Origin of the sequence: Kribbella sp. NBC_00662 (assembly GCF_041430295.1) — a bacterium.
Lineage (GTDB): Bacteria > Actinomycetota > Actinomycetes > Propionibacteriales > Kribbellaceae > Kribbella.
In genome coordinates this window covers 5,399,427-5,420,300 of the sequence record NZ_CP109029.1, presented here as the reverse complement: position 1 = coordinate 5,420,300, position 20,874 = coordinate 5,399,427, and the positions used below count along the sequence as shown (strand labels likewise).

General features: G+C 68.6%; 19 protein-coding genes. 7 read left to right on the top strand and 12 right to left on the bottom strand.

Annotated elements, in window-relative coordinates; translation table 11 throughout:
• Nucleotides 1-134: 134 nt before the first annotated feature.
• Complete coding sequence (locus tag OHA10_RS27040; RefSeq protein ID WP_371401560.1) at nt 135-1,214, top strand: fatty acid desaturase; 1,080 nt, start codon at nt 135-137, stop codon at nt 1,212-1,214.
• Nucleotides 1,215-1,289: 75 nt separating this feature from the next.
• Complete coding sequence (locus OHA10_RS27035; RefSeq protein WP_371401559.1) at nt 1,290-2,354, top strand: fatty acid desaturase; 1,065 nt, start codon at nt 1,290-1,292, stop codon at nt 2,352-2,354.
• Here the strand turns inward: OHA10_RS27035 and OHA10_RS27030 are convergent.
• The 3 genes from OHA10_RS27030 to dapA are packed head-to-tail and all read right to left on the bottom strand — an operon-like array spanning nt 2,331 to nt 6,036.
• On the bottom strand, nt 2,331-3,359 hold the full coding sequence (locus OHA10_RS27030) for a LacI family DNA-binding transcriptional regulator (protein WP_137254606.1): 1,029 nt from the start codon (nt 3,357-3,359) through the stop codon (nt 2,331-2,333). The two genes, OHA10_RS27035 and OHA10_RS27030, sit on opposite strands and share 24 nt — an antisense overlap.
• 47 nt (nt 3,360-3,406) lie before the next feature.
• Entirely contained in the window at nt 3,407-5,101 is a 1,695-nt protein-coding gene (locus OHA10_RS27025) for a ribonuclease J (protein WP_371401558.1), read from the bottom strand.
• Nucleotides 5,098-6,036, bottom strand: coding sequence for a 4-hydroxy-tetrahydrodipicolinate synthase (gene dapA, locus OHA10_RS27020; RefSeq protein WP_371401557.1), 939 nt, complete (start codon nt 6,034-6,036; stop codon nt 5,098-5,100). The genes OHA10_RS27025 and dapA overlap by 4 nt, the downstream gene beginning before the upstream one ends.
• A gap of 320 nt (nt 6,037-6,356) precedes the next feature.
• Between dapA and OHA10_RS27015 the strand changes: the two genes are divergently transcribed.
• Nucleotides 6,357-6,767, top strand: coding sequence for a hypothetical protein (locus OHA10_RS27015; RefSeq protein WP_371401556.1), 411 nt, complete (start codon nt 6,357-6,359; stop codon nt 6,765-6,767).
• Here OHA10_RS27015 and OHA10_RS27010 read toward each other — a convergent pair.
• The gene (locus OHA10_RS27010; protein WP_371401555.1) at nt 6,758-7,591 is read right to left on the bottom strand and encodes a metal-dependent hydrolase; all 834 of its coding nucleotides are present in this window, start codon (nt 7,589-7,591) and stop codon (nt 6,758-6,760) included. The two genes, OHA10_RS27015 and OHA10_RS27010, sit on opposite strands and share 10 nt — an antisense overlap.
• Before the next feature lie 108 nt (nt 7,592-7,699).
• Between OHA10_RS27010 and argG the strand changes: the two genes are divergently transcribed.
• Nucleotides 7,700-9,133, top strand: coding sequence for an argininosuccinate synthase (gene argG / locus OHA10_RS27005; protein WP_371401554.1), 1,434 nt, complete (start codon nt 7,700-7,702; stop codon nt 9,131-9,133).
• Nucleotides 9,134-9,276: 143 nt separating this feature from the next.
• On the opposite strand, the gene paaE is transcribed toward argG, so the two are convergent.
• From paaE to paaA, 5 genes are read right to left on the bottom strand one after another with little or no spacing between them, the layout of a single operon-like run.
• Nucleotides 9,277-10,362, bottom strand: coding sequence for a 1,2-phenylacetyl-CoA epoxidase subunit PaaE (gene paaE / locus OHA10_RS27000; protein ID WP_371401553.1), 1,086 nt, complete (start codon nt 10,360-10,362; stop codon nt 9,277-9,279).
• 26 nt (nt 10,363-10,388) lie between these two features.
• Complete coding sequence (gene paaD / locus OHA10_RS26995) at nt 10,389-10,856, bottom strand: 1,2-phenylacetyl-CoA epoxidase subunit PaaD (protein ID WP_371401552.1); 468 nt, start codon at nt 10,854-10,856, stop codon at nt 10,389-10,391.
• Entirely contained in the window at nt 10,850-11,584 is a 735-nt protein-coding gene (gene paaC, locus OHA10_RS26990; protein WP_371401551.1) for a 1,2-phenylacetyl-CoA epoxidase subunit PaaC, read from the bottom strand. Before paaC ends, paaD begins: the two co-directional genes overlap by 7 nt.
• Complete coding sequence (paaB, locus tag OHA10_RS26985) at nt 11,581-11,859, bottom strand: 1,2-phenylacetyl-CoA epoxidase subunit PaaB (RefSeq protein WP_371401550.1); 279 nt, start codon at nt 11,857-11,859, stop codon at nt 11,581-11,583. Before paaB ends, paaC begins: the two co-directional genes overlap by 4 nt.
• The gene (gene paaA, locus OHA10_RS26980) at nt 11,856-12,764 is read right to left on the bottom strand and encodes a 1,2-phenylacetyl-CoA epoxidase subunit PaaA (RefSeq protein ID WP_371401549.1); all 909 of its coding nucleotides are present in this window, start codon (nt 12,762-12,764) and stop codon (nt 11,856-11,858) included. Before paaA ends, paaB begins: the two co-directional genes overlap by 4 nt.
• A gap of 163 nt (nt 12,765-12,927) precedes the next feature.
• On the opposite strand from paaA, the gene OHA10_RS26975 reads away from it, so the two are divergent.
• The 3 genes from OHA10_RS26975 (at nt 12,928) to OHA10_RS26965 (ending at nt 16,560) form a co-directional block, all read left to right on the top strand.
• Complete coding sequence (locus tag OHA10_RS26975) at nt 12,928-14,112, top strand: DUF418 domain-containing protein (RefSeq protein ID WP_371401548.1); 1,185 nt, start codon at nt 12,928-12,930, stop codon at nt 14,110-14,112.
• 18 nt (nt 14,113-14,130) lie between these two features.
• Nucleotides 14,131-14,742: a GNAT family N-acetyltransferase gene (locus OHA10_RS26970; RefSeq protein ID WP_371401547.1), complete on the top strand. Its 612-nt coding sequence runs from the start codon at nt 14,131-14,133 to the stop codon at nt 14,740-14,742.
• 105 nt (nt 14,743-14,847) lie between these two features.
• Nucleotides 14,848-16,560: an alpha/beta hydrolase gene (locus OHA10_RS26965; protein ID WP_371401546.1), complete on the top strand. Its 1,713-nt coding sequence runs from the start codon at nt 14,848-14,850 to the stop codon at nt 16,558-16,560.
• A 367-nt stretch (nt 16,561-16,927) separates the two neighbouring features.
• Here the strand turns inward: OHA10_RS26965 and OHA10_RS26960 are convergent, their stop codons facing one another.
• The 3 genes from OHA10_RS26960 to dapB all read right to left on the bottom strand — a co-directional run bounded on the left by OHA10_RS26960 (nt 16,928) and on the right by dapB (nt 20,870).
• On the bottom strand, nt 16,928-19,438 hold the full coding sequence (locus tag OHA10_RS26960; protein WP_371401545.1) for a tetratricopeptide repeat protein: 2,511 nt from the start codon (nt 19,436-19,438) through the stop codon (nt 16,928-16,930).
• A gap of 122 nt (nt 19,439-19,560) precedes the next feature.
• Complete coding sequence (locus tag OHA10_RS26955; RefSeq protein WP_371401544.1) at nt 19,561-20,004, bottom strand: hypothetical protein; 444 nt, start codon at nt 20,002-20,004, stop codon at nt 19,561-19,563.
• Nucleotides 20,005-20,123: 119 nt separating this feature from the next.
• Nucleotides 20,124-20,870 (bottom strand): 4-hydroxy-tetrahydrodipicolinate reductase, encoded by a 747-nt coding sequence (dapB, locus tag OHA10_RS26950; RefSeq protein WP_371401543.1) that lies wholly within the window; start codon nt 20,868-20,870, stop codon nt 20,124-20,126.
• Nucleotides 20,871-20,874 lie beyond the last annotated feature (4 nt).

Here is a 20,874-nt window from a genome sequence, read left to right as displayed (position 1 = left end):
GCCGCCGCGCCAGGCCGGCCTTGTGTGCGACCATCGGGCGTGGTTCCGTTGAGGCCACAGCACCTTTCTCGTGACGCTGCCCTGGACCTGGTAGCGCATCGACCGATGCACTACTTGGAACCGGAGCGTCTCCCATGTCACAGCTGCTTGCCGAAGACCACGACCCGTTACGGGCTCAACACAGACATACGAACCTGTACACCGACCTGCTCCGCACCGTCCGCGAGCTGGGACTGCTGAGACGACGTCGGGGGTACTACTTCATCCGGATCGGCCTCGTCGTGGCCGCGTTCATCGGGGTCTGGGTCGGCTTCGGTCTGCTCGGCAACTCGTGGCTCCAGCTGCTGATGGCTGGTGCGCTGGCGCTCGTGCTCACCCAGGTCGCGTTCCTCAGCCACGACAGCGCGCACCGGCAGATCTTCGACTCCGCGAAGTGGAACGACTGGACCGCGCGGCTGCTGGCCGGCGGACTCGTCGGCATGAGCGCGAGCTGGTGGCGGTCGAAGCACAGCCGGCACCACCAGGCGCCGAACCAGCTGAAGAAGGACCCGGACATCGACATCGGCGTCATCGCGTTCACGCCGGAGCACGTCGGCCGGCGGACCGGCTTCCAGGCCTGGCTGACCCGTCGCCAGGGCTGGCTGTTCTTCCCGCTGCTCACACTCGAAGGCCTCAGCCTCTACGTCGCGAGCGTGCAGCACCTGCTCCGCCGTTCGGCGACCAAGGTCGAGCGGATCGAGGCGGCAATCGTGGTCAGCCGCCTGGCCGCCTACCTCGCCGTACTGTTCCTGCTGCTGCCGGTCGGCAAGGCGGGCGCGTTCCTCGGGCTGCAGCTCGCGATCTTCGGGATCTGCCTGGGCGGTTCCTTCGCGCCGAACCACAAGGGCATGCCGCTCGTTCCGGCCACGATGAAGCTCGACTTCCTGCGCCGCCAGGTGCTGATGTCGCGCAACATCCGCGGCGGAGTGTTCACCGACTTCGCAATGGGTAGCCTCAACTACCAGATCGAGCATCACCTGTTCCCGAACATGCCGAGCCCGACCCTGCGACGAGTCCAGCCGATCGTGCGCGAGTACTGCGAGCTGCACGGAGTGAAGTACACCGAGGTCAGCCTGCTCTCGTCGTACCGGATCGTCGTCGACTACCTGAACAACGTCGGGCTCCGCGCCCGCGACCCGTTCGAATGCCCGCTTGTAGCGACCTACCGGGGGTAGCACTTTGCCAAGCCGACCTCGCCGGGCCATCTGGCCGCACGCCCGGTGTCACGCCACGACCTCACCCTGGCCAGCGTGAGCGCGCAACAGCAGTACGTCAGCATGTACACGGACCTCCTGCGGACCGTGCGTGAACTGGGTCTGTTCCGCCGTCGGCAGGGCTACTACTTCACCCGCATCGGCATCGTCGGCGGCGCCCTGCTCGGCGTCGTCGCCGGCATGATCCTGCTCGGCAACACCTGGCACCAGCTCTGGCTCGCGGGCGCGTTGGCGCTCGTCCTGGTCCAGGTCGCCTTCCTCAGCCACGACAGTGCGCACCGGCAGATCTTCCACTCGAACGCGCGCAACGACTGGACCGCCCGCATCCTGGCCGGCTGCGTCCTCGGTATGAGCGCGAGCTGGTGGCGCAGCAAGCACAACAAGCACCACGCCGCGCCGAACCAGGCCGACCGCGACCCCGACGTCCAGCTGAAGGTGCTCGCCTTCACCCCCGAGGCGGTCGTCGAGCGCGGACCCGTCGGCCGCTGGCTCGCGGCGCGGCAAGGCTGGTTCTTCTTCCCGCTCCTCACCCTCGAAGGCGTCGGCCTGCACGCGTCGAGCCTGCGGCACCTGCTGCGCAAGGACGCGAGCCGGACGGACCGCATCGACGCCGTCGTGATCGCCTCGCGCATCGCGGTGTACGTCGCCGCGCTCTACGTCCTGCTGCCGCCCGGGAAGGCGACCGCGTTCCTCGGCCTCCAGCTCGCGGTCTTCGGGGTGCTCCTCGGCGCCGCGTTCGCCCCGAACCACAAGGGCATGCCGATCGTCCCGGCCGGATCCAAGCTCGACTTCCTCCGCCGGCAGGTGCTGATGTCCCGGAACATCCGCGGCGGCATCCTCACCGACTTCGCGATGGGCGGGCTCAACTACCAGATCGAGCACCACCTGTTCCCGAGCATGCCGCGGCCGACGCTGCGGCGGGTCCAGCCGATCGTCCGCGAGTACTGCGAACTCCAAGGGATCGCGTACTCCGAGGTCGGCCTGTTCGCGTCGTACCGGATCGTCGTCGACTACCTCAACAACGTCGGCCTGCGCGCCCGCGACCCGTTCGACTGCCCGCTCGCGGCCGAACTCCGGTCAACGCGGGGGAATCTCGCCTGAGCCCCGGATCGTCAGCTTCACCGGGACCCGGACCGTGCGTCCGGGCCGGTGCGGCTCCGGGAGGCGCTCGGTCATCAGCTGGATCGCGGTCCGTGCCATCACGTCGGCCGACTGCGCGACCGCGGTCAGGCCCGGGCTGAGCAGATCCCCCAGCGCGAGGTCGTCGAACGACACCAGCGCCACCTGGTCGCGGCGGCCGGCCAGACCACGCAGTACCTCGGCGGTCGTCATGTTGTTTGCCGACAGCAACGCAGTGGCGGGCTCGGCCCGGTCGAGGACGGCGGACAGCGTGATGCCGATGCCCTCGGTCGTCGGCTCGGACAGGTGGACCAGGTCCTCGTCCACCTCGATCCGGTGCCGGGCCATCGCGGCCCGGTAGGCGACCACGCGCTCGCGGGCGGTGAAGATCCGCTCGTCGTCGCCGAGGTACGCGATCCGGCGGTGCCCCTGCCGGACCAGGTGGTCGATCGCCTGGTCGATCCCGCCCGCGTTGTCGGCGAGGACGGCGTCGGCCTCGATGCCGTGCGCGGGACGGTCGATCGTGACGACCGCCATCCCGGCGTCGACATGCGGCGCGAGGTACTCCTGGGTCTCCCCGATCGGCGCCATGATCAGCGCGTCCGGCCGGCGGGCGACGAACTCGAGGCAGACGTCCTTCTCCCGCTCCGGGTCCTCGTCGGTCAGCCCGATCATGACCACCGAGCCGGACGAGCGCGCCCACAGCTCGACCGCGCGGCCGAGCGAGGCGAAGAACGGGTCACCGATGTCGCGGATGACCACCGCGATCGTGCCGGTCTTGCCGCGCCGCAGCATCCGGGCCGACTCGTTCGGCGTGTAGTTCAGGTCCTTGATCGCGGCCTGGACCTTGGCCGTCAGCTCAGGGCTGACGTTCGGCTCTTCGTTCACCACCCGGGAGACGGTCTTCAGTGCGACCCCCGCCCGGGCGGCGACCTCCTTCATCGTGGGCCGGCGCTGACCCGTCCCGTTCACCCCGCTGACACTCATCGCCGGCCCACCCTTTCATTGGCTCGCGCCGAGGCTACACCGAGTGATCAGCTCTCCACCACGACCGGAATGATCATCGGACGGCGGCGGTGGGTGTCGCTGACCCATTTGCCGACCACCCGGCGGATCACCTGCTGCAGCTGGTACATGTCGTCGACACCGCCGCCGATCGCCTTCTCGATCTCGGCCTCGATCTTCGGCTTCAGGTCGTCGAAGACGGTGTCGTCCTCGGCGAACCCGCGCGCCTGGATCTCCGGCCCGGCGGTCAGCTTGCCGGTGACCGAGTCCATCACCGCGATGACCGAGATGAATCCCTCGTCACCGAGGATCCGGCGGTCCTTGAGCGAGGTCTCGGTGATGTCGCCGACGGTCGAGCCGTCGACGAACACGTACCCGCAGTCGACCTTGCCCGCCACGACGGCCTTGCGGTCGATCAGGTCGACCACCACGCCGTCCTCGACCACGACCACGTTCTCCCGCGGTACGCCGGTCTGGATCGCGAGGTCGGCGTTCGCGTGCAGGTGCCGGACCTCGCCGTGCACCGGCATCACGTTGCGCGGCTTCACGATGTTGTAGCAGTACAGCAGCTCGCCGGCGCTGGCGTGACCGGACACGTGCACGAGCGCGTTGCCCTTGTGGATCACGTTCGCACCGTGCCGGATCAGGCCGTTGATCACCCGGTACACCGAGTTCTCGTTGCCGGGGATCAGCGACGACGCCAGTACGACGGTGTCGCCGGGCTGCAGCTGTACGACGTTGTGGTCGTTGGCCGCGATCCGGGACAGCGCCGACATCGGCTCGCCCTGCGAACCGGTCGACACCAGCACGACCCGCTCCGGCGGGTAGTCGTCCAGCTCGCGCATGTCGATCAGCGTGTCGCCGGGGACGTTCAGGAAGCCGAGATCGCGGGCCACGCCCATGTTGCGGACCATCGAGCGGCCGACGTACGCGACCTTGCGGTTGTGCTTCACGGCCGCGTCCATCACCTGCTGGACGCGGTGTACGTGCGAGGCGAAGCAGGCGACGATGATCCGCTGGTTCTTCGCGTTGGTGAAGACCCGGTCCAGCACGGGCGCGATATCGCGCTCGTGGGTGGTGAAGCCGGGCACCTCGGAGTTCGTGGAGTCGACCATGAACAGGTCGACGCCCTCCTCGCCGAGCCGCGCGAACGCGCGCAGGTCGGTGATCCGGTTGTCCAGCGGCAACTGGTCCATCTTGAAGTCGCCGGTGTGCAGGACGACGCCGGCCGGGGTCTTGATCGCGACCGCGAGCGCGTCCGGGATCGAGTGGTTGACCGCGACGAACTCACAGATGAACGGGCCGATCTGCAGGGTCTCCCCCTCGGCCACGATCTGCTGCGGCACGTTGCGGTGCCGGTGCTCCTTCAGCTTGCCCTCGAGCAGCGCGAGCGTGAGCTGCGATCCCACCACCGGGATGTCGCCCCGCTCGCGCAGCAGGTAGGGCAACCCGCCGATGTGGTCCTCGTGGCCGTGGGTCAGAACGACCGCCACGACGTCGTCGAGCCGGTCCCGGATCGGCTCGAAGTCCGGCAGGATCAGGTCCACGCCGGGCTGGTTCTCGTCCGGGAAGAGTACGCCGCAGTCGACGATCAGCAGCTTGCCGTCGTACTCGAACACGGTCATGTTCCGGCCGACCTCGCCGAGGCCGCCGAGCGGGATCACCCGCAAAGCGCCCGGAGTCAGAGGCCCGGGCGCGTCGAGATCTGGATGGGGATGGCTCATGCAATCAGTCCTGCCGTCTTGAGGTCGGTGGTGAGCCAGTCCACTTGCTCGGCGGTCGCCTCAACCAGCGGCAACCGGAGTGTCGCGTGCTCGATGACGCCGGCCAGCTTGAGCGCGGCCTTCACCATGATGGCGCCCTGGGTCTTGGTCATGATCGTCTCGACGGCGGGCACCAGCCGTCGATCAATCTCCTGTGCTCCTGCGAGGTCGCCGGCCACCACGGCGTCGATCAGCTGCCGGTACTCCCGACTGGCCACGTGCGCCACGACGCTTGCGATCCCGACCGCGCCGATCGCCAGCGAGGCGAGGTTCAGCTCGTCGGCACCGCAGTAGTAGAACAGATCGGTGTTCGCCAGCACCTTGGTGGTCCCGGCGAGGTCGCCCTTGGCGTCCTTGACCGCGACGATCCGCGGGTGCTCGGCGAGCGCGATCAGCGTCTCGCTCTTGATCTCCACCCCGGCGCGGCCGGGGATGTCGTACAGCATGTTCGGCAGGCCGGTGGCGTCTGCGACCGCGGTGAAGTGCGCGCGCAGTCCGTCCTGCGGAGGCTTGTTGTAGTACGGCGTGACGACGAGCAGGCCGTCGGCGCCGGCGGCCTCGGCCTGCTTGGCGCACTCGATCGTGTGCGCGGTGTCGTTCGTGCCGACCCCGGCGACGATCTTCGCGCGGCCGCCGAGGGCCTCACGGACAGCCTCGATCAGCTGGACCTTCTCCTGGTCGGAGGTGGTCGGCGCCTCGCCGGTGGTCCCGTTCAGCACGAGGGCGTCGTTGCCGCCGTCCACCAGGTGCTTGGCGACCTTCTGGGCGGCGTCGAGATCGAGGGACCCGTCGGGCCGGAACGGCGTGATCATCGCGGTCGTCAGACGGCCGAACGGCGGGGTCGACGACCCGGCCGCGGACAGGCCCGACGAGGGCGTGGATTCTGGCGAGGACATGGCCCTCAGATTACCGCTCTCGAGCCCTGGAGAAATGGGTAGGCCTGGTGGCTGTCCGCTCGGGGGTCCGGGCAGCCACCAGGCTCACTCGTCCTATCGGGGCCCGCCCAGCAGTCGTTACAGCTTCTACGAAAAAAGTCCGGAAAAACTTCTGCAAATACTCTACGTGATCGGATGACCGCAGTCCGTCCATTCACTGTGACTTCCGATGCTTTACCCTGACCGGCGTGTCGACACCTGATGCCACCCCGACCGCCCGGCAAAGCCTCGTTATGGTCTGTGCCGGAATGGCCTGCGCAATCCCTGTGATCACTCTCGCGATGTGGTTCGTTCTGGCCGTGGACGGGGTCGGTGAGTTCCCGGCCACCTGGGCGCCGCTCGTGGTGCTCGCGGCTGCCGTCGGCGCCTACTCGTGCTGTGAACTGGTCGGCTTCCGCACTTCTCCGCTCGAGTACTCCGACCGCACGGCGGCCGAGGTCGAGGAAGATTCCTGGAGCCGGTTCACCACGTCCACCTACCTGCGGTTCGCGTTGTGCGAGGGCGTGTTCCTGGTCTCGGTCGCAGTGGCGTTCGTCGCGGAGAGCTTCTGGGTGGTGCTGATCGGCGCCGTGCTGGCGTTGCCGCTGTTCTTCCTGGAGGCATGGCCGGGCGAACGGAATCAACGGCGGTTCGCGGCGGCGCTCGAGTCGCGTGGCGTGGCGTCGTACCTGAACGGGCAGGTTCAGGACTGACCGGCCAGCCAGATCGAGGTTGCGGCGAACAGGTTGTGGAGGGCGGGGAGAGCGCCGGGGAGTAGGAGTACGCCGGCGATGAGGAGGAGCGGGGCGATCACCAGGCGCTCGACCCAGCTGTCGGTGCTGAAGCGGAAGGGGCGTGGGAGGCGGAGTTCGTACCAGGTCTCGCCGCGGATCGGGAGCGGCCAGAGCCACGGGCAGCCGGAGCGGGTCAGGCTGTCACCGAGGCAGTGGACGAACATGCCGAGCGCGACCGCGACACCTATCCAGCTGCCGATCTGCGACAGACCTGCTTGTACTGCGTCTGCTGCTGCCGTGCCGGGAAGCGGGGTGAGCGGATCAGCCGTACCGACGACGGACCAGCCGGCCGTGGCGAGGACCGCCAGGATGATCCAGTCCCCCAGCGCGTCGGCCGCCAGTACTAGCCCGGTCACGGCGACGGCGAGGACCGCCCACTTGCCGCGGTCGCCGAGGTTCGCGGCGAGGAAGCCGAGCAGGATCGCCGCGGCGAGCGTGTGGGTCGCGTGACGGTGCTTGCCGGTGCTGTCCTCGTCGCGCGGCCCCTTGGTCAGGTTGTAGAGCACGCCGGAGAACGCCCGTACCGCTCCTGAGACCAGCCTGGTCACGGGACCGAGCAGCCGAGAGGCACTCGCCCCCGGGTGATCGAGATCCGGCAGCAACGCGTACCCGGCGGTCGCCGCCGCGAACGGCACCACCTCCGCCACTGACGTCAACCCGACCAACGGCGCGACCGCCAGCCCGGCGCACCACCCCGACAACGCATGCGACCGCCCCATCATCCGGAGCCTCACTCCCCTCACAGTCAGCCCAATCCTCCCCCGCCACACCCCACCAGCCCCAGCAGCCACGCTGACAACATCCGTGAGGCCTGTTTTGCATAATCATGCAGGTGGGTGCATACTTTTCCTGTGTCCAAGGTGCTTACGTCTTTGCCGGTCGGTGAGCGGGTCGGGATTGCCTTCTCAGGCGGTCTCGATACGTCGGTTGCGGTTGCGTGGATGCGGGACAAGGGTGCGATCCCGTGCACGTACACCGCCGATCTCGGGCAGGCCGACGAGCCTGACATCGAGTCGGTGCCGGGCCGTGCGACGGCGTACGGTGCGGAGATCACCCGCCTGGTCGACTGCCGCTCGGCGATGGTCGAGGAAGGGCTCGCGGCGCTGGCCTGCGGTGCGTTCCACATCCGGTCGGGCGGCCGGACGTACTTCAACACCACCCCGATCGGGCGGGCCGTGACCGGCACGCTGCTGGTCCGGGCGATGCTCGACGACGACGTGCAGATCTGGGGCGACGGGTCGACGTTCAAGGGCAACGACATCGAGCGGTTCTACCGCTACGGCCTGCTGGCGAACCCGCAGCTGCGGATCTACAAGCCGTGGCTGGACGCGCAGTTCGTGCACGAGCTCGGCGGCCGGAAAGAGATGTCCGAGTGGCTGGTCGCCCACGGCCTGCCGTACCGGGACAGCACCGAGAAGGCCTACTCGACCGACGCGAACATCTGGGGCGCCACCCACGAGGCGAAGACGCTCGAGCACCTCGACACCGGGCTCGAGACCGTCGACCCGATCATGGGCGTGAAGCACTGGGACCCGTCCGTCGTGATCGAGACCGAGGACGTCACGATCGGGTTCGAGCAGGGCCGGCCGGTGACGATCAACGGCAAGGAGTTCGGCTCCGCGGTCGATCTGGTGCTGGAGGCGAACGCGATCGGCGGCCGGCACGGCCTGGGCATGTCCGACCAGATCGAGAACCGCGTCATCGAGGCGAAGAGCCGGGGTATCTACGAGGCGCCGGGGATGGCGCTGCTGCACTCGGCGTACGAGCGGCTGGTGAACGCGATCCACAACGAGGACACGATCGCGAACTACCACAACGAGGGCCGCCGGCTCGGGCGGCTGATGTACGAAGGTCGTTGGCTCGACCCGCAATCGCTGATGCTGCGCGAGTCGCTCCAGCGGTGGGTCGGTACGGCGGTCACCGGCCAGGTCACGCTCCGGCTCCGGCGGGGTGAGGACTACTCGATCCTCGACACCACCGGCCCGGCGCTCAGCTACCACCCGGACAAGCTGTCGATGGAGCGGATCGAGGACTCGGCGTTCGGCCCGGTCGACCGGATCGGTCAGCTGACGATGCGGAACCTGGACATCGCCGACTCCCGCTCGAAGCTGGAGCAGTACGCCGGCCTCGGCATGTTCGGCTCGTCCAACCCGGCGCTCGCCTCCTCCACCGACCTCATCGGCGAACTCCCGACCGGCGGCGCCGAAGCCATCGCCTCCCGCGGCGAGGCCACCGAAGAGGACGAGCTCCTCGACCGCGCCGCGATGGAGTCCGGCACCGACTGACCCGCCCTCCCCCGTCCCATTGCTCGCCCGTCCCGCGCCCCGCGATGGGTCCACCCATCTTGTGGTGGGTTCCCGCCCCGGACTCCGGGTGGGGAACCCGCCACGGGGTGGGTGAACCCATCGCGGGAGCGCAGAGGCAGGGGCTAGGCGTCGAAGTCGAGGGTTACCGTCGGGGTGGTCGGGTGGGACTGGCAGGTGAGGACGTAGCCGGCGCGGAGTTCGTCGGGTTCGAGGGCCCAGTTGGTGTCCATCGTCACCGAGCCGTCCAGGACCTTGGCGCGACAGGTGCCGCAGACGCCGCCCTTGCAGGCGAAGGGGGCGTCGGAGCGTACGGCGAGGGTCGCGTCGAGGACAGCCTTCGAATGCTCGCCCAGCGGGAACGTCGAACGGCGGCCGTCGAGGATGATCGTGACCTGGGCGGCGTCCTCGTCCGTGGTCGTTTGCTCGACCGGGGCCTTCGGTGCCTCGTCGCCGACATGGAACAGCTCGGCGTGCACGTGTTCGCGCGGCACACCTTCGCCCAGCAAGAGTTCCTGGGCGGCGACCACCATCGCGTACGGACCGCAGAGGAACCACTCGTCGACGGAGTCCAGCGGCAGGATCGTCGCGAACATCCGCTTGAGCCGGTCCGCGTCGAGCCGTCCGCTGAACAGCTCGACCTCGGTCGTCTCGCGCGAGAGGACGTGGACGAGATGGAGGCGTTCGGCGTACCGGTCCTTCAGGTCGGCGAGCTCGTCGGCGAACATCACCGAGCCCGCGGTGCGGTTCCCGTAGAGCAGTGTGACGCGGCTGGTCGGCTCGACGGCGAGGATCGTGGCGACGAGTGAGAGCACCGGCGTGATCCCGCTGCCCGCGGCGACGAACACGTAGTGCTTCGTCTGGGTGGGATCGAGGGTCGTGCCGAACCGGCCGAGGGGTGTCATCACCTCGAGTTCGTCGCCGACCTTCAGCTCCTGTGCCGCGTACGCCGAGAACTCGCCACCGGGGATCCGTTTCACGCCGATCCGCAGTACGCCGGAATCGGCCGGGGAGCAGATCGAGTAGCTCCGGCGGACCTCCTCGCCGCTGCGGCGGATGGTGAGGTGCTGGCCGGCGGTGAACTCGTACTCGTCCGCCAGCTCGGGCGGTACGGCGAACGTGATCGCGACCGAGTCGTCGGTGATCGCGTCGATCGCGGCGACGTTCAACGGGTGGAAGGTCGCGCGGCGGCGGGGGGCGACAGTCGTCATTCAGATCGCCTTGCTGTGTTTGTTGTTCACAGGGATTTGAAGTGGTCGAAGGGTTCGCGGCAGGTGTTGCAGCGCCAGAGCGATTTGCAGGACGTGGAGCCGAAGTGGCTGAGCTCGGTTGTGTCCGGGGAACCGCAGAGCGGGCAGCGAACGCTCAACCGCAGCATCACCGGTCCGGACGCTGACGGCGGGGCGATGCCGTAGTCGACGAGTTTCGCCTTGCCTGCCTCGGACATCCAGTCGGTGGTCCACGCCGGCGAGAGGACGGTCTCGACCCGGCCGTCGACGTTCAAGGACTGAAGCGTCAGCTCCACCTCGTGGCGGATCAGGTCCATGGCGGGGCAGCCGGAGTACGTCGGGGTGATCGTCACGACGACCTCGTCGCCATCGTGGCGGACACCGCGCAGTACGCCGAGGTCGGCAATCGTCAGGACCGGGACCTCGGGGTCCGCGACCTCTCCGACGGCCTCGAGGATCGCGGCGTCGGTCACCATGTCGCACCCGGATGCGATCGCGCTACATGCTGCAGCTCGGCCAACAGATAGCCCATGTGCTCGGTGTGACGCCCGAGCCGTCCGCCGGTGTGCTGGTACGACGACGTGGGCCGCTCGCAGGTGGACTCGTCGATGACGGCCAGCACTCGATCGAGCCAAGCGTCCTGGAGCGTCGAAGGGTCTACCGCGACCGGTAAGCGCTGCACCAGGTCGTCGGACTCAAAGAGTTCCGCGGTGTACGGCCAGAGGGCGTCGAGACCGGCCTGCATACGGCGATGGCTCTCGTCCGTCCCATCGCCGAGCCGCAGCACCCACTGCGTCGCATGGTCGACGTGGTACGCGACCTCCTTGACCGCCTTCCCCGCGACACCCGCCAGCGTCTCGTCGGCGCAGAAGCGCAGTTCGTCGTACAACAGGTGCTGGTACGTCGCGAAGTACAGCAACCGCGCCATCGCGAAGCCGAAGTCGCCGTTGGGCAGCTCGCAGAGCTGCAGGTTCAGGAACTCGCGCTCGTCCCGGAAGTACGCCAGCTCGTCCTCGGTGCGGCCGTCCATCGAACCGGCGTACTGCAGCAGCGACCGCGCCTGGCCCAGTTGGTCCAGCCCGATGTTGCCGAGGGCAACATCCTCCTCGAGCTGAGGTGCGGCCGCGATCCACTCGGCGGTGCGCTGCGCGGAGATCAGCGCGTCGTCACCGAGCCGGAGTGTGTAGACGAACAAGTCGTTCACAGGTGCTCGACACCTTCCGGGACCTCGTAGAAGGTCGGATGCCGGTAGACCTTGTCACCGGCCGGGTCGAAGAACTCGTCTTTCTCGTCCGGCGAAGACGCGGTGATGTCGGACGTCCGCACCACCCAGATCGACACGCCTTCCTGCCGGCGTGTGTAGACGTCGCGCGCATTCCGCAGCGCCATCGTCGCGTCGGGCGCGTGCAGGCTGCCGACATGCGTGTGCGACAACCCGCGACGCGAGCGGACGAAGACCTCCCACAGCGGCTCGATCATGCGGCCCGAGCCTCCTTCTTGGCTGCATAAGCAGCCGCGGCCTCGCGCACCCAGGCGCCGTCCTCATGCGCCTTCACGCGATGCGCCAACCGCTGCTGGTTGCAGGGACCGTTGCCCTTCACAACGTCGTACAGCTCGGTGTAGTCGGGCTCGGTGAAGCGGTAGTGCCCGTCCTCGTAGACGAGCCCGTCGTCAGGAACCCGAAGGCCGAGTACGTCGGCCTGCGGAACGGTCATGTCGACGAACCGCTGCCGCAGCTCGTCGTTGCTGTGCCGCTTGATCCCCCACGCCATCGACTGCTCGGAGTGCGTGGACGCGGTGTCCGGCGGGCCGAACATCATCAGCGACGGCCACCACCAGCGGTCGAGCGCGTCCTGCGCCATCGCCTTCTGGTCGGGCGTCCCGTTGCAGAGCGTGTAGAGAATCTCGAACCCCTGCCGCTGGTGGAACGACTCCTCCTTGCACACCCGCACCATCGCCCGCGCGTACGGCCCGTACGAGCAGCGGCAGAGCGGGACCTGGTTGACGATCGCGGCGCCGTCGACCAGCCAGCCGATCGCGCCGATGTCGGCCCAGGTCAGCGTCGGGTAGTTGAAGATGCTCGAGTACTTCTGCCGGCCGCTGTGCAGCAGGTCGAGCAGATCCGCCCGATCGACCCCGAGCGTCTCGGCGGCGGCGTACAGATAGAGACCGTGGCCGGCCTCGTCCTGCACCTTGGCCATCAGGATCGCCTTGCGGCGCAGCGACGGCGCGCGACTGATCCAGTTGCCCTCGGGCTGCATGCCGATGATCTCGGAGTGCGCGTGCTGCGCGATCTGCCGGATCAGGGTCTTGCGATACCCGTCCGGCATCGCGTCCCGCGGCTCGATCCGGCCGTCGGCGTCGATGGTCGCCTGGAAGTCCATACCCCCACCATATGTGACAGTTTTTCTCAGAATCAACAACAAGTGTCACAAAGGTGGTGCTGGACCCACCCGGGAAGTGGATTCAGCGCTCTGGGGAGGCCCCGCCCGCGTCGCGAGGATGGAGACAACAGCTCAAGCCCTACACAGTTTCCCGGAGGACCCCGTGACCACCACCACCCTCCCGGCCGTCGATCATCGCGGACCGGTCACCGGCAAAGAACGAGCCCTGGCTCCCGACCTGATCCGCGGCGCGATGCTGCTGCTGATCGGCCTGGCCAACAGCGCGAATTTCGCCTTCGCCGGCCAGCCCGGCGTGGAGAGCGCGCCGCACGGCTTCGAGCGCATCCTGAACTTCCTCAAACTCACCTTCGTCGACGCCCGCGCGTACCCGGTCTTCGCGGTGATGTTCGGCTACGGCCTCGTCCAGCTCGCCCGCCGGCAGCGGAACTCGGGCGCGACGCCGAGCGCCGTACGGCGGATCCTGCTCAAGCGCAACGGCTGGCTGGTCGCGTTCGGCCTGGTGCACGCGACGCTGCTGTACTTCGGCGACTTCCTCGGCGCGTACGGCGTCGTCGGCATCGTCTGCACACTGTTCCTGCTGAACCGCGGCGACAAGTTCCATCGGATCGTCCTCGCCATCTGGGCGTTCATGGCGGTCGAGGTGCTCGTCTTCGGAGCCAAGGCGCTGGTCGCCGTGCTCAACAGCTCAGGTCCCGCGCACGCGCTGACCAACGATCCGAACCCGTCGCTGGCCGCAACGTCGTACTTCGCGAGCATGGTCGACCGGCTGCACGAGTACCCGATGCACTTCGCCAGCGTGCTGGGCTTCATCGTCATCGTCTGGCTGGGGATCTGGGCCGCCCGCAAGCAGATCCTGGAGAACCCGGCCGCCCACAAGACCCTGCTGGTCTCGGTCGCCTCGATCGGTCTCGGTATCACCGTCCTCGGCGGTCTGCCGCTCGCACTGGTCGGCGCCGGCTGGCTGCACGTCGACGAGTCGGCCGTCGGTTCGGTCGACTACCTGTCCCACGTGAGCGGGATGTTCGGCGGCCCTGGGTACGTCGCCCTGTTCGGTCTCCTCGTCGCCCGGATCAGCAAGCGTTCGCTGCCGGTTCGCGCCATCTCCGCACTCGGCCAGCGGTCGCTGTCGGGCTACCTGTTCCAGTCGGTGTCGTGGCTGGTCCTGCTGGCGCCGTTCACGCTGGACCTCCGGTTCGGCAGTACGGCGTACACCGCGGCGCTGGTCGCGATCGGGGTCTGGATCGTCTCCGTCGTCGGCGCCTACGCGATGAGCAAGCGTTCCTACCGCGGGCCGGCCGAGACCCTGCTGCGGCGGCTCGTGTACTGACTTGCGAGGATGAGCGACATGAGTGACTTCGGCGTACCGGAACCCGCCAACCTCTCCGATCTCTCCGGACAGTCCGGAGAGACCCCGGTGGCCGAGACGAGCGTGCGGCTCGCGCTGCCGGCGGAGGCGAACGAGATCGGCGAGATCCAGGTCGCGGCCTGGCGCTCGGCGTACGCCGGACTGCTGCCGGCCGATGTCCTCGCAGACCTGAACCCGGCGCAGTTCGCAGCCCAGTGGCGGGCCGCGCTGCTCGCGCCGGGTGAGGCACGGAACCGGGTGATGGTCGCGCTGGCCGGCCGGACGTTGGTCGGCTTCGCGGCCATCACGCCGTCCGACGACCCGGACGCCGACCCGCAGCGCGACGCGGTGATCGCCGAGCTCGCGGTCGAGCCGGACGCGACCCGGGCGGGCCACGGCTCCCGGTTGCTGAACGCGGTCGTCGACACGATCCGCGCCGACGGCTTCAGCCGGCTGACCGTCTGGGTCAACTCCACCGACGACGTCCTCCGCGCCTTCTACACCGAAGCCGGCTGGGCTCCGGACGGCGCACACCGCGAGCTCGATCTGTACGGCGACGAGTCGGTCCGGATCAAGCAGATCCGGTTGCACACCGATCCAGGTGCCGCTTAGCAGCTTGCCGATCGGCGACGAGCCGGGGGTGGTGCTCGACCACGTGCAGCGGGCATGACAGATTGTCACGGTCCGATCACGTAACGCCATCCGCTGGAGTTCTGCATGAAGTACCTGACCCTGGCCGTCGGCCTGGGCATTTCCGCTGCAGCCGTTCTCGTCGTACCGGGGTCCGGGGCCACCGCCTCGATGCGGACGGCGACCGTCGTCGACAAGCCGCATCAGGTGGCGAACAAGTACCTCGAGCAAAGACCCGACTGGATCCAGTGCGGTGAACCCGAGTTCCGCACGTACTGCGCGAAGATCACCGTCCCGCGCGACTGGGCCAACCAGTACTCCGGGAACGATCTCCAGATCGCGGTCAGCAAGGTCGCACCGGCCAAGGGCAAGCCCAGCCGGGTCGTGTTCGGCAACCCGGGCGGACCGGGCGGCGCCGGCCTCGGCATGGCGCCGTACCTCGCGAGCCAGGCGCCGCTCGCCAAGGACCATCTCACCGTCGGCTTCGACCCGCGCGGCACCGGCGGCAGCACGAACGTCAGCTGCGACGGGAGCCCCGGCTACACGATGGACGCCCGCGACCGTGATCCCGCGAACCAGGCGCTGATCACCGAGGCCTCGGCCATGGTCAAGCCGTACTGCGACCGCCAGTCCCGCGGCCTGCTCCCCTACATCACGACCGCGCAGACCGTGCAGGACATGGACCTGATCCGGCAGCTGCTCGGCTTCGACAAGATCGACTACGTCGGGTACTCCGGCGGCACCTGGCTGGGCGCGTACTACCAGACCTACTTCCCCGAGCACGTCGGCCGGTTCGTGCTCGACTCGAACACCGACTTCACCAAGACCTGGTTCGACACGTTCGTCAGCCAGCCGCAGGCGTTCGAGCGCCGGTTCCGGGAGGACTTCGCGCCGTGGGCGGCGAAGTACGACGACCAACTGCACCTCGGTTCGTCACCCAGCGCAGTCATCCGGACCTACGAGCGGCTGCGGCGGGCGCTGAAGGAACGGCCCGCGGTCGAGGAGTTCCTGGACGCGGCAGTTCAGGTGACGTACGACCAGAACGCGTTGGACATGATGATCTCCAACGATATGTATACAAAGCTCGACTTCTATTCACTTGCTATAGATATGGCATTTATCCGCGACCTTTCCGAGGCGCAGGCAAAAGGCGGCCCGCAGGCCGCGCAGCGCCAGGTCGACGGCCTCTCCATGGCTCGCCAGCAGCAGCTCGTGCAGCGCGCCAACCGCGCACCGGTCGGGCTCCGGACGTTCGGCGCGGTTGACTCCGAGGACGCGACGTTCAACGCCATCACCTGCAACGACACGCCCTGGCCGCAGGGTCCCGAGACCGGCGCACAGCTGGCCGCGCGCCTCGGTCCGCACTTCCCGCTGATCGGCTGGACGATGACCGAGAACCCGTGCTTCTACTGGAACCGCCCGAACCTCACCATGCCGACGCCGACCGGCAAAGGCTTGCCCACAACGCTGATGGTGCAGTCGGTGCACGACCCGGCAACCAGCTACGGCCTCGCCGTCTCGGCCCACAGCCGGTACGCCGGCTCGCGGCTGCTGACCATCACCAATGAAGGCGACCACGGCGTGTACGGCGGCGTGAACCGTTGCGCGGACCGGATCGTCAACACGTTCCTCACCACCGGGAAGGCGCCGGCCAAGGATGTCAGTTGCGCCGGCGAAGGCATCCCGGCGCCGGCCAAGCTGATGCCCAGCCTCGACGGCGCCGGCGACGGCTACAGCAGGGAAACTCCTTTACGGCGGATCGCCGGATTCACAAAAGCCGTTTCCGGATATCTGCACTGAATTGCCTACGCACGGACAGATTCCGGTCACCATCGGCGAATTCCGGTCGCTGCTTTCGTTGTCAGGACATATTTGTCAGGGCGATGTCAGGGTTCCGTCCCTGTCTGACACAGCGTGATAACGGCAGCCTTGAGTCAGCGCGGAGGACCGGTCGTCGACTGGGAGGGCTCGATGACCGGTGACCATCGCGGACGTGGCTTCGGCCGGCTGTGAGGTGGGGGGACTGCCTGGGGGGTCAGACAGAAAAGGCACAGCCGGCCGGGTCACGAACACGCGCCCGCGCCTCCAGATCCCTCGCGGGGCACCGTCGATCCCCCAGGTCGTGGTGCCTCGCGAGGCATGTTCAGGTCCGGTTGCAGGTCGGGATTCAGGTCAGCGTCGGTGAGTCGGCCGCAGCGCCGCCGGGTGGCGGATAGCCGTCGGCCACCGCGGCCAGTGGCGCGGCCCGCCCGGCCGACCAGGCGGTCCGGAAGGCTCGCCGTTCCAGCGCCGCTTCGACCGCGGCTCGCGTGGCCTCGCAGTCGGCCTTCTCGATCACCGGCACAGGCGCGCGGATGACCTCGCGGACTCCGTCCGCCGCACCGAGCAGGAACGCGGCGTACTCGCTCCGCTCGCGCTGCTGCGCGACCGCTGCCAGTTCCTCGAGCACACTGGCCGACCGCCACCGATCGCCCAGATCACGATGCTCGGCAAGACTCTCGTCCAGCAGGTGTACGGCGCGCTCGGTGTAGCCGCGACGCCGCTCGATGATGCCGAGCTGGTTCAGCGACCACGCCACACCCTCGCGGTACCCGAGCCGCTGCGACAGCGCGAGGCTCTCCTGCAACAGGTCCTCCGCCTCGACCAACTCACCGCGGTACTGCGCGATCGCGCCGAGGCTGATCAGCGACCAGGCGAGACCTTCGCCGTCGCCGACGATCCGGAAGGCATCGCGGGCGCGCTGGCACCGGCGCGCACCGATGTCCAGGTCGCCGCGGAGCCAGGCGACGAAGCCGAGGTGGTTGTGCGCCCAGGCCATCCCGGCCCGGTCACCGAGGCCCTCGTAGAGGTCGTAGCTCTCACAGTGCAGGTCCTCTGCGGCGCCGTAGTCCCCGCGCTCGCGAGCAACTCCACCCAGCCGCTGCAGCACGAGCGCAGTACCGACGGGGTCGTCCAGCTCCTTGTACTGGCGCAGGGCCGTCTGCAAGCGGTCGGTCGCGGCGTCGTACTCGCACTGCAGGAACGCCAGCGTCCCGGCGCCCAGGTTGGCCTTCGCACACGCCGGAGACAGCTCGGCCATCAGGTCAGCGGGCAGCGAGTCGCCGAGCGCCAGCGCCCGCTCCAGCCATCGGCTGCCTTCGGCGTAGTGGCCGTGCATCGAGCAGAACAGCCACAGGCCGGCCGACAGGCGCAGGGCCGGGGCGGGCGAGCTGGTCCGCAGCGCCCACGCCATCGCGGCCCGCAGGTTGTCCAGCTCGTTCTCCAGCCGGTCGAGCCACTCCTCCTGCGCCGGACCGCGCAGCTGCTCCTCGGCCTCTTCGGCCAGACTGATGTAGAACTGCGCGTGCCGCTCGGCCGCCTCGTCCGTCCGGCCCACGGCGACCAGCCGGTCGGCGGCGAACTCACGGATGACGGCAAGCATGTAGTACCGCGTGACGCCACGCCGCCGGGTCACCCGGATCAATGACTTGTCGACCAGCCGTCCGGTGAGGTCGAGCGCTTCAGCCCGCTCCAGCGGACCGGGATGCGCCTGCCCGGACATGACCGTCGCGGCCGCATTCAGCGTCCACCCGCCGACGAACACCGACAGCTGGGCGAAGACTTCCCGCTCGGCCGGCGTGAGCAGGGCATGGCTCCACTCGATCGCGCCGTACATCGACTGCTGGCGTGGTGAGGCGGTCCGCGAACCGCCGGCCAGGATGCCGAACGACGTTTCGAGCTCGGAGGCCAGCTCCTCGATCGTCATCACGTTCGTGCGCGCAGCGGCCAGCTCGATCGCGAGCGGCATGCCTTCGAGCCGGCGGACGACTCGGGCGACCTGATCAAGCTGCCCGGTCGTGTCGTAGCCGCGCGCAGTCGCTCGATCGACGAAGAGCCGGACGGCCTCCGAGGTCGCCAGCTGGTCCTGGTCATGGGGCAACGAGAGCGCCGGTACGACGTACACCCTTTCGCCCGGGAGTCGGAGGAGCTCGCGGCTCGACGCGAGGATCGACAGGTTCGGGCAGTACTCCAGCAACGCTGCGCTGATCTGACCGACCGTCGCGACCAGGTGCGAGCAGTTGTCGAAGACCAGCAGCATCGTGCTCCGGCCGATCTGCTCGGCGATCTCCTCGACCAGCCGGGTGCTCTCGAGCGGATGCAGGCCGACGGCCGCAGCAACCGCCGGTACGACGCCGGCCGGGTCTGTCAGCGACGCGAGCGGCACCCAGCAGATGCCGTCCTGGAAGCTGTCCCCGACCTCGTTCGCCACCGCGAGGGTGAGTCTGGTCTTGCCGACACCGCCCGGTCCGGTCAGCGTAAGCAAACGCGTGATTCGCTGGCCCAGCAGGCGGGTCGTGGCGGCAAGCTCGGTCGTGCGGCCGATCAGCTCGTTCGTCGGCGCGGGTGGCTGCCGCATCGGCGTACGGGTGGTGTCCGCCTCTTTCCGCGCGGCCGCGGTCAGGCGGGAGCGGTCGGGATCGCCGAGTCGCAGCGCGTCAGCGAGCAGACGCAGCGTGTGCGCCCGCGGCGCACGCCGGCGCCCGCGCTCCAACGCCGCGATCGCGTCGACGCTCAGACCAGCCCGCTCGGCCAATGCCTCCTGCGACAGCCCGGCTTCACGCCGGTGCCGACGCAACAGGCCACCGAATCCGGCCCCCTGCACGTCGTCCGAGCCGCGGCGAGACCCTTCTGATGGCACAGGACGGCCCCACCCAGTCTCCGACCTTTACGTGGCGGCTGCCACGTACCTTCTTGAAGGTATCCCGTTCTGCACCGCGTTGTCAGTGTTCACGGGACCTTTGCAGCTAACTCCCAAGTAACTCACGGCGTCTTGTCGTGCTGCGAAATCGCCGCCCGCATGGTCGCGCGGGCGCGTTTCCGGTCCCCTGCCGCGTCGTACGCCGTCGACAACCGGAACCACACGCGCCAGTCGTCGGGGGCCGCTTCCGCCTCGGCCTTGTACTTGCCGAAGGCCTCGTCGGCGGCCGCTCGATCGATCCGCCCGGACGGCCGTCGCGGCAGATCGTCGACCGGCAAACCGCCGGACGCCTCCAGCTCACGCGCCAGTACTTCGGTCTGCCGGCCGAACTGCAGCTCGCGCCACACGAGGTACGCACCGAGCACCGGGATGACGAGAACGGCGATCCCCAGCACGATCGCGACCGGGTCACCGGTCCCAATCAGCAGCACCCCGCGCCAGCCAAGCAGAACGGCGTACGCGACGAAGACAACCGCGAGCAGGATCGCCGTCCGCTTGCCGGTCACGGGGCCTCCCGGCCTGGACTGAGGAGCGCAGGGAGCGAAGCGACCGGAGCGACGAGGGAAGGCCGGGAGTCACAGCCCCGTGACCCGCCGCGACGGAGTCGCGGCATGAACAGAGTCATCTAGGCGAGGTCCATGAAGTGCTCTAGACCGACGGTCAGGCCGGGGGTGTTGCCGATGCTGCGGACGCCGAGGAGGACGCCGGCCATGAACGACGTGCGGGCCATCGAGTCGTGGCGGATCGTGAGGGTCTCCCCCTCGTCGCCGAGCAGGACCTCCTGGTGCGCGATCAGGCCGCGGAGCCGGACGCCGTGCACCCGGATGCCGTCGACGTCCGCGCCGCGGGCGCCGTCGAGCGCGGTCGTGGTCGCGTCCGGGATCGGCTTGGATCCGGCCTCCCGGCGCGCGTCCGCGATGAGTTCCGCCGTACGGCGTGCGGTACCGGACGGGGCGTCGACCTTGTCGGGGTGGTGCAGCTCGACGATCTCGACCGACTCGTAGTACGGCGCGGCCTTCGCGGCGAACTGCATCATCAGGACCGCGCCGATCGAGAAGTTCGGTGCAATCAGCACGCCGGTGGACGGGCTGCTCGCGAGCTGCGAACGCAGTGTGGCCAGCCGCTCCTCGTCGAACCCGGTGGTGCCGACGACCGCGTTGATGCCGTGCTCGATGCACCAGGCCAGGTTGTCCATCACGACCTCGGGCCGGGTGAAGTCGACGACCACCTCGGCGCCGGCCTTGACCAGCTCGTCGAGCTCGTCGCCCTGGTCGAGCCGCGCGACCAGCTCACAGTCGGCGGCCTCCTCGACCGCGAGGCACGTCTGAGCGCCCATCTTGCCCTTGGCCCCCAGCACACCGACCTTGATCATGCGC

Excerpts from the sequence above, each read along its gene's own strand:
- OHA10_RS27015 (WP_371401556.1), top strand. The coding sequence starts at position 6,357 with ATGTGGTTCGTTCTGGCCGTGGACGGGGTCGGTGAGTTCCCGGCCACC.
- paaB (WP_371401550.1), bottom strand. The coding sequence starts at position 11,859 with ATGATCGAGCCGCTGTGGGAGGTCTTCGTCCGCTCGCGTCGCGGGTTG.
- dapB (WP_371401543.1), bottom strand. The coding sequence starts at position 20,870 with ATGATCAAGGTCGGTGTGCTGGGGGCCAAGGGCAAGATGGGCGCTCAG.
- OHA10_RS27040 (WP_371401560.1), top strand. The coding sequence starts at position 135 with ATGTCACAGCTGCTTGCCGAAGACCACGACCCGTTACGGGCTCAACAC.
- OHA10_RS26965 (WP_371401546.1), top strand. The coding sequence starts at position 14,848 with ATGAAGTACCTGACCCTGGCCGTCGGCCTGGGCATTTCCGCTGCAGCC.
- OHA10_RS27030 (WP_137254606.1), bottom strand. The coding sequence starts at position 3,359 with ATGAGTGTCAGCGGGGTGAACGGGACGGGTCAGCGCCGGCCCACGATG.
- dapA (WP_371401557.1), bottom strand. The coding sequence starts at position 6,036 with ATGTCCTCGCCAGAATCCACGCCCTCGTCGGGCCTGTCCGCGGCCGGG.
- paaD (WP_371401552.1), bottom strand. The coding sequence starts at position 10,856 with ATGGTGACCGACGCCGCGATCCTCGAGGCCGTCGGAGAGGTCGCGGAC.
- paaA (WP_371401549.1), bottom strand. The coding sequence starts at position 12,764 with ATGGACTTCCAGGCGACCATCGACGCCGACGGCCGGATCGAGCCGCGG.
- OHA10_RS27025 (WP_371401558.1), bottom strand. The coding sequence starts at position 5,101 with ATGAGCCATCCCCATCCAGATCTCGACGCGCCCGGGCCTCTGACTCCG.
- OHA10_RS26970 (WP_371401547.1), top strand. The coding sequence starts at position 14,131 with ATGAGTGACTTCGGCGTACCGGAACCCGCCAACCTCTCCGATCTCTCC.
- paaE (WP_371401553.1), bottom strand. The coding sequence starts at position 10,362 with ATGACGACTGTCGCCCCCCGCCGCCGCGCGACCTTCCACCCGTTGAAC.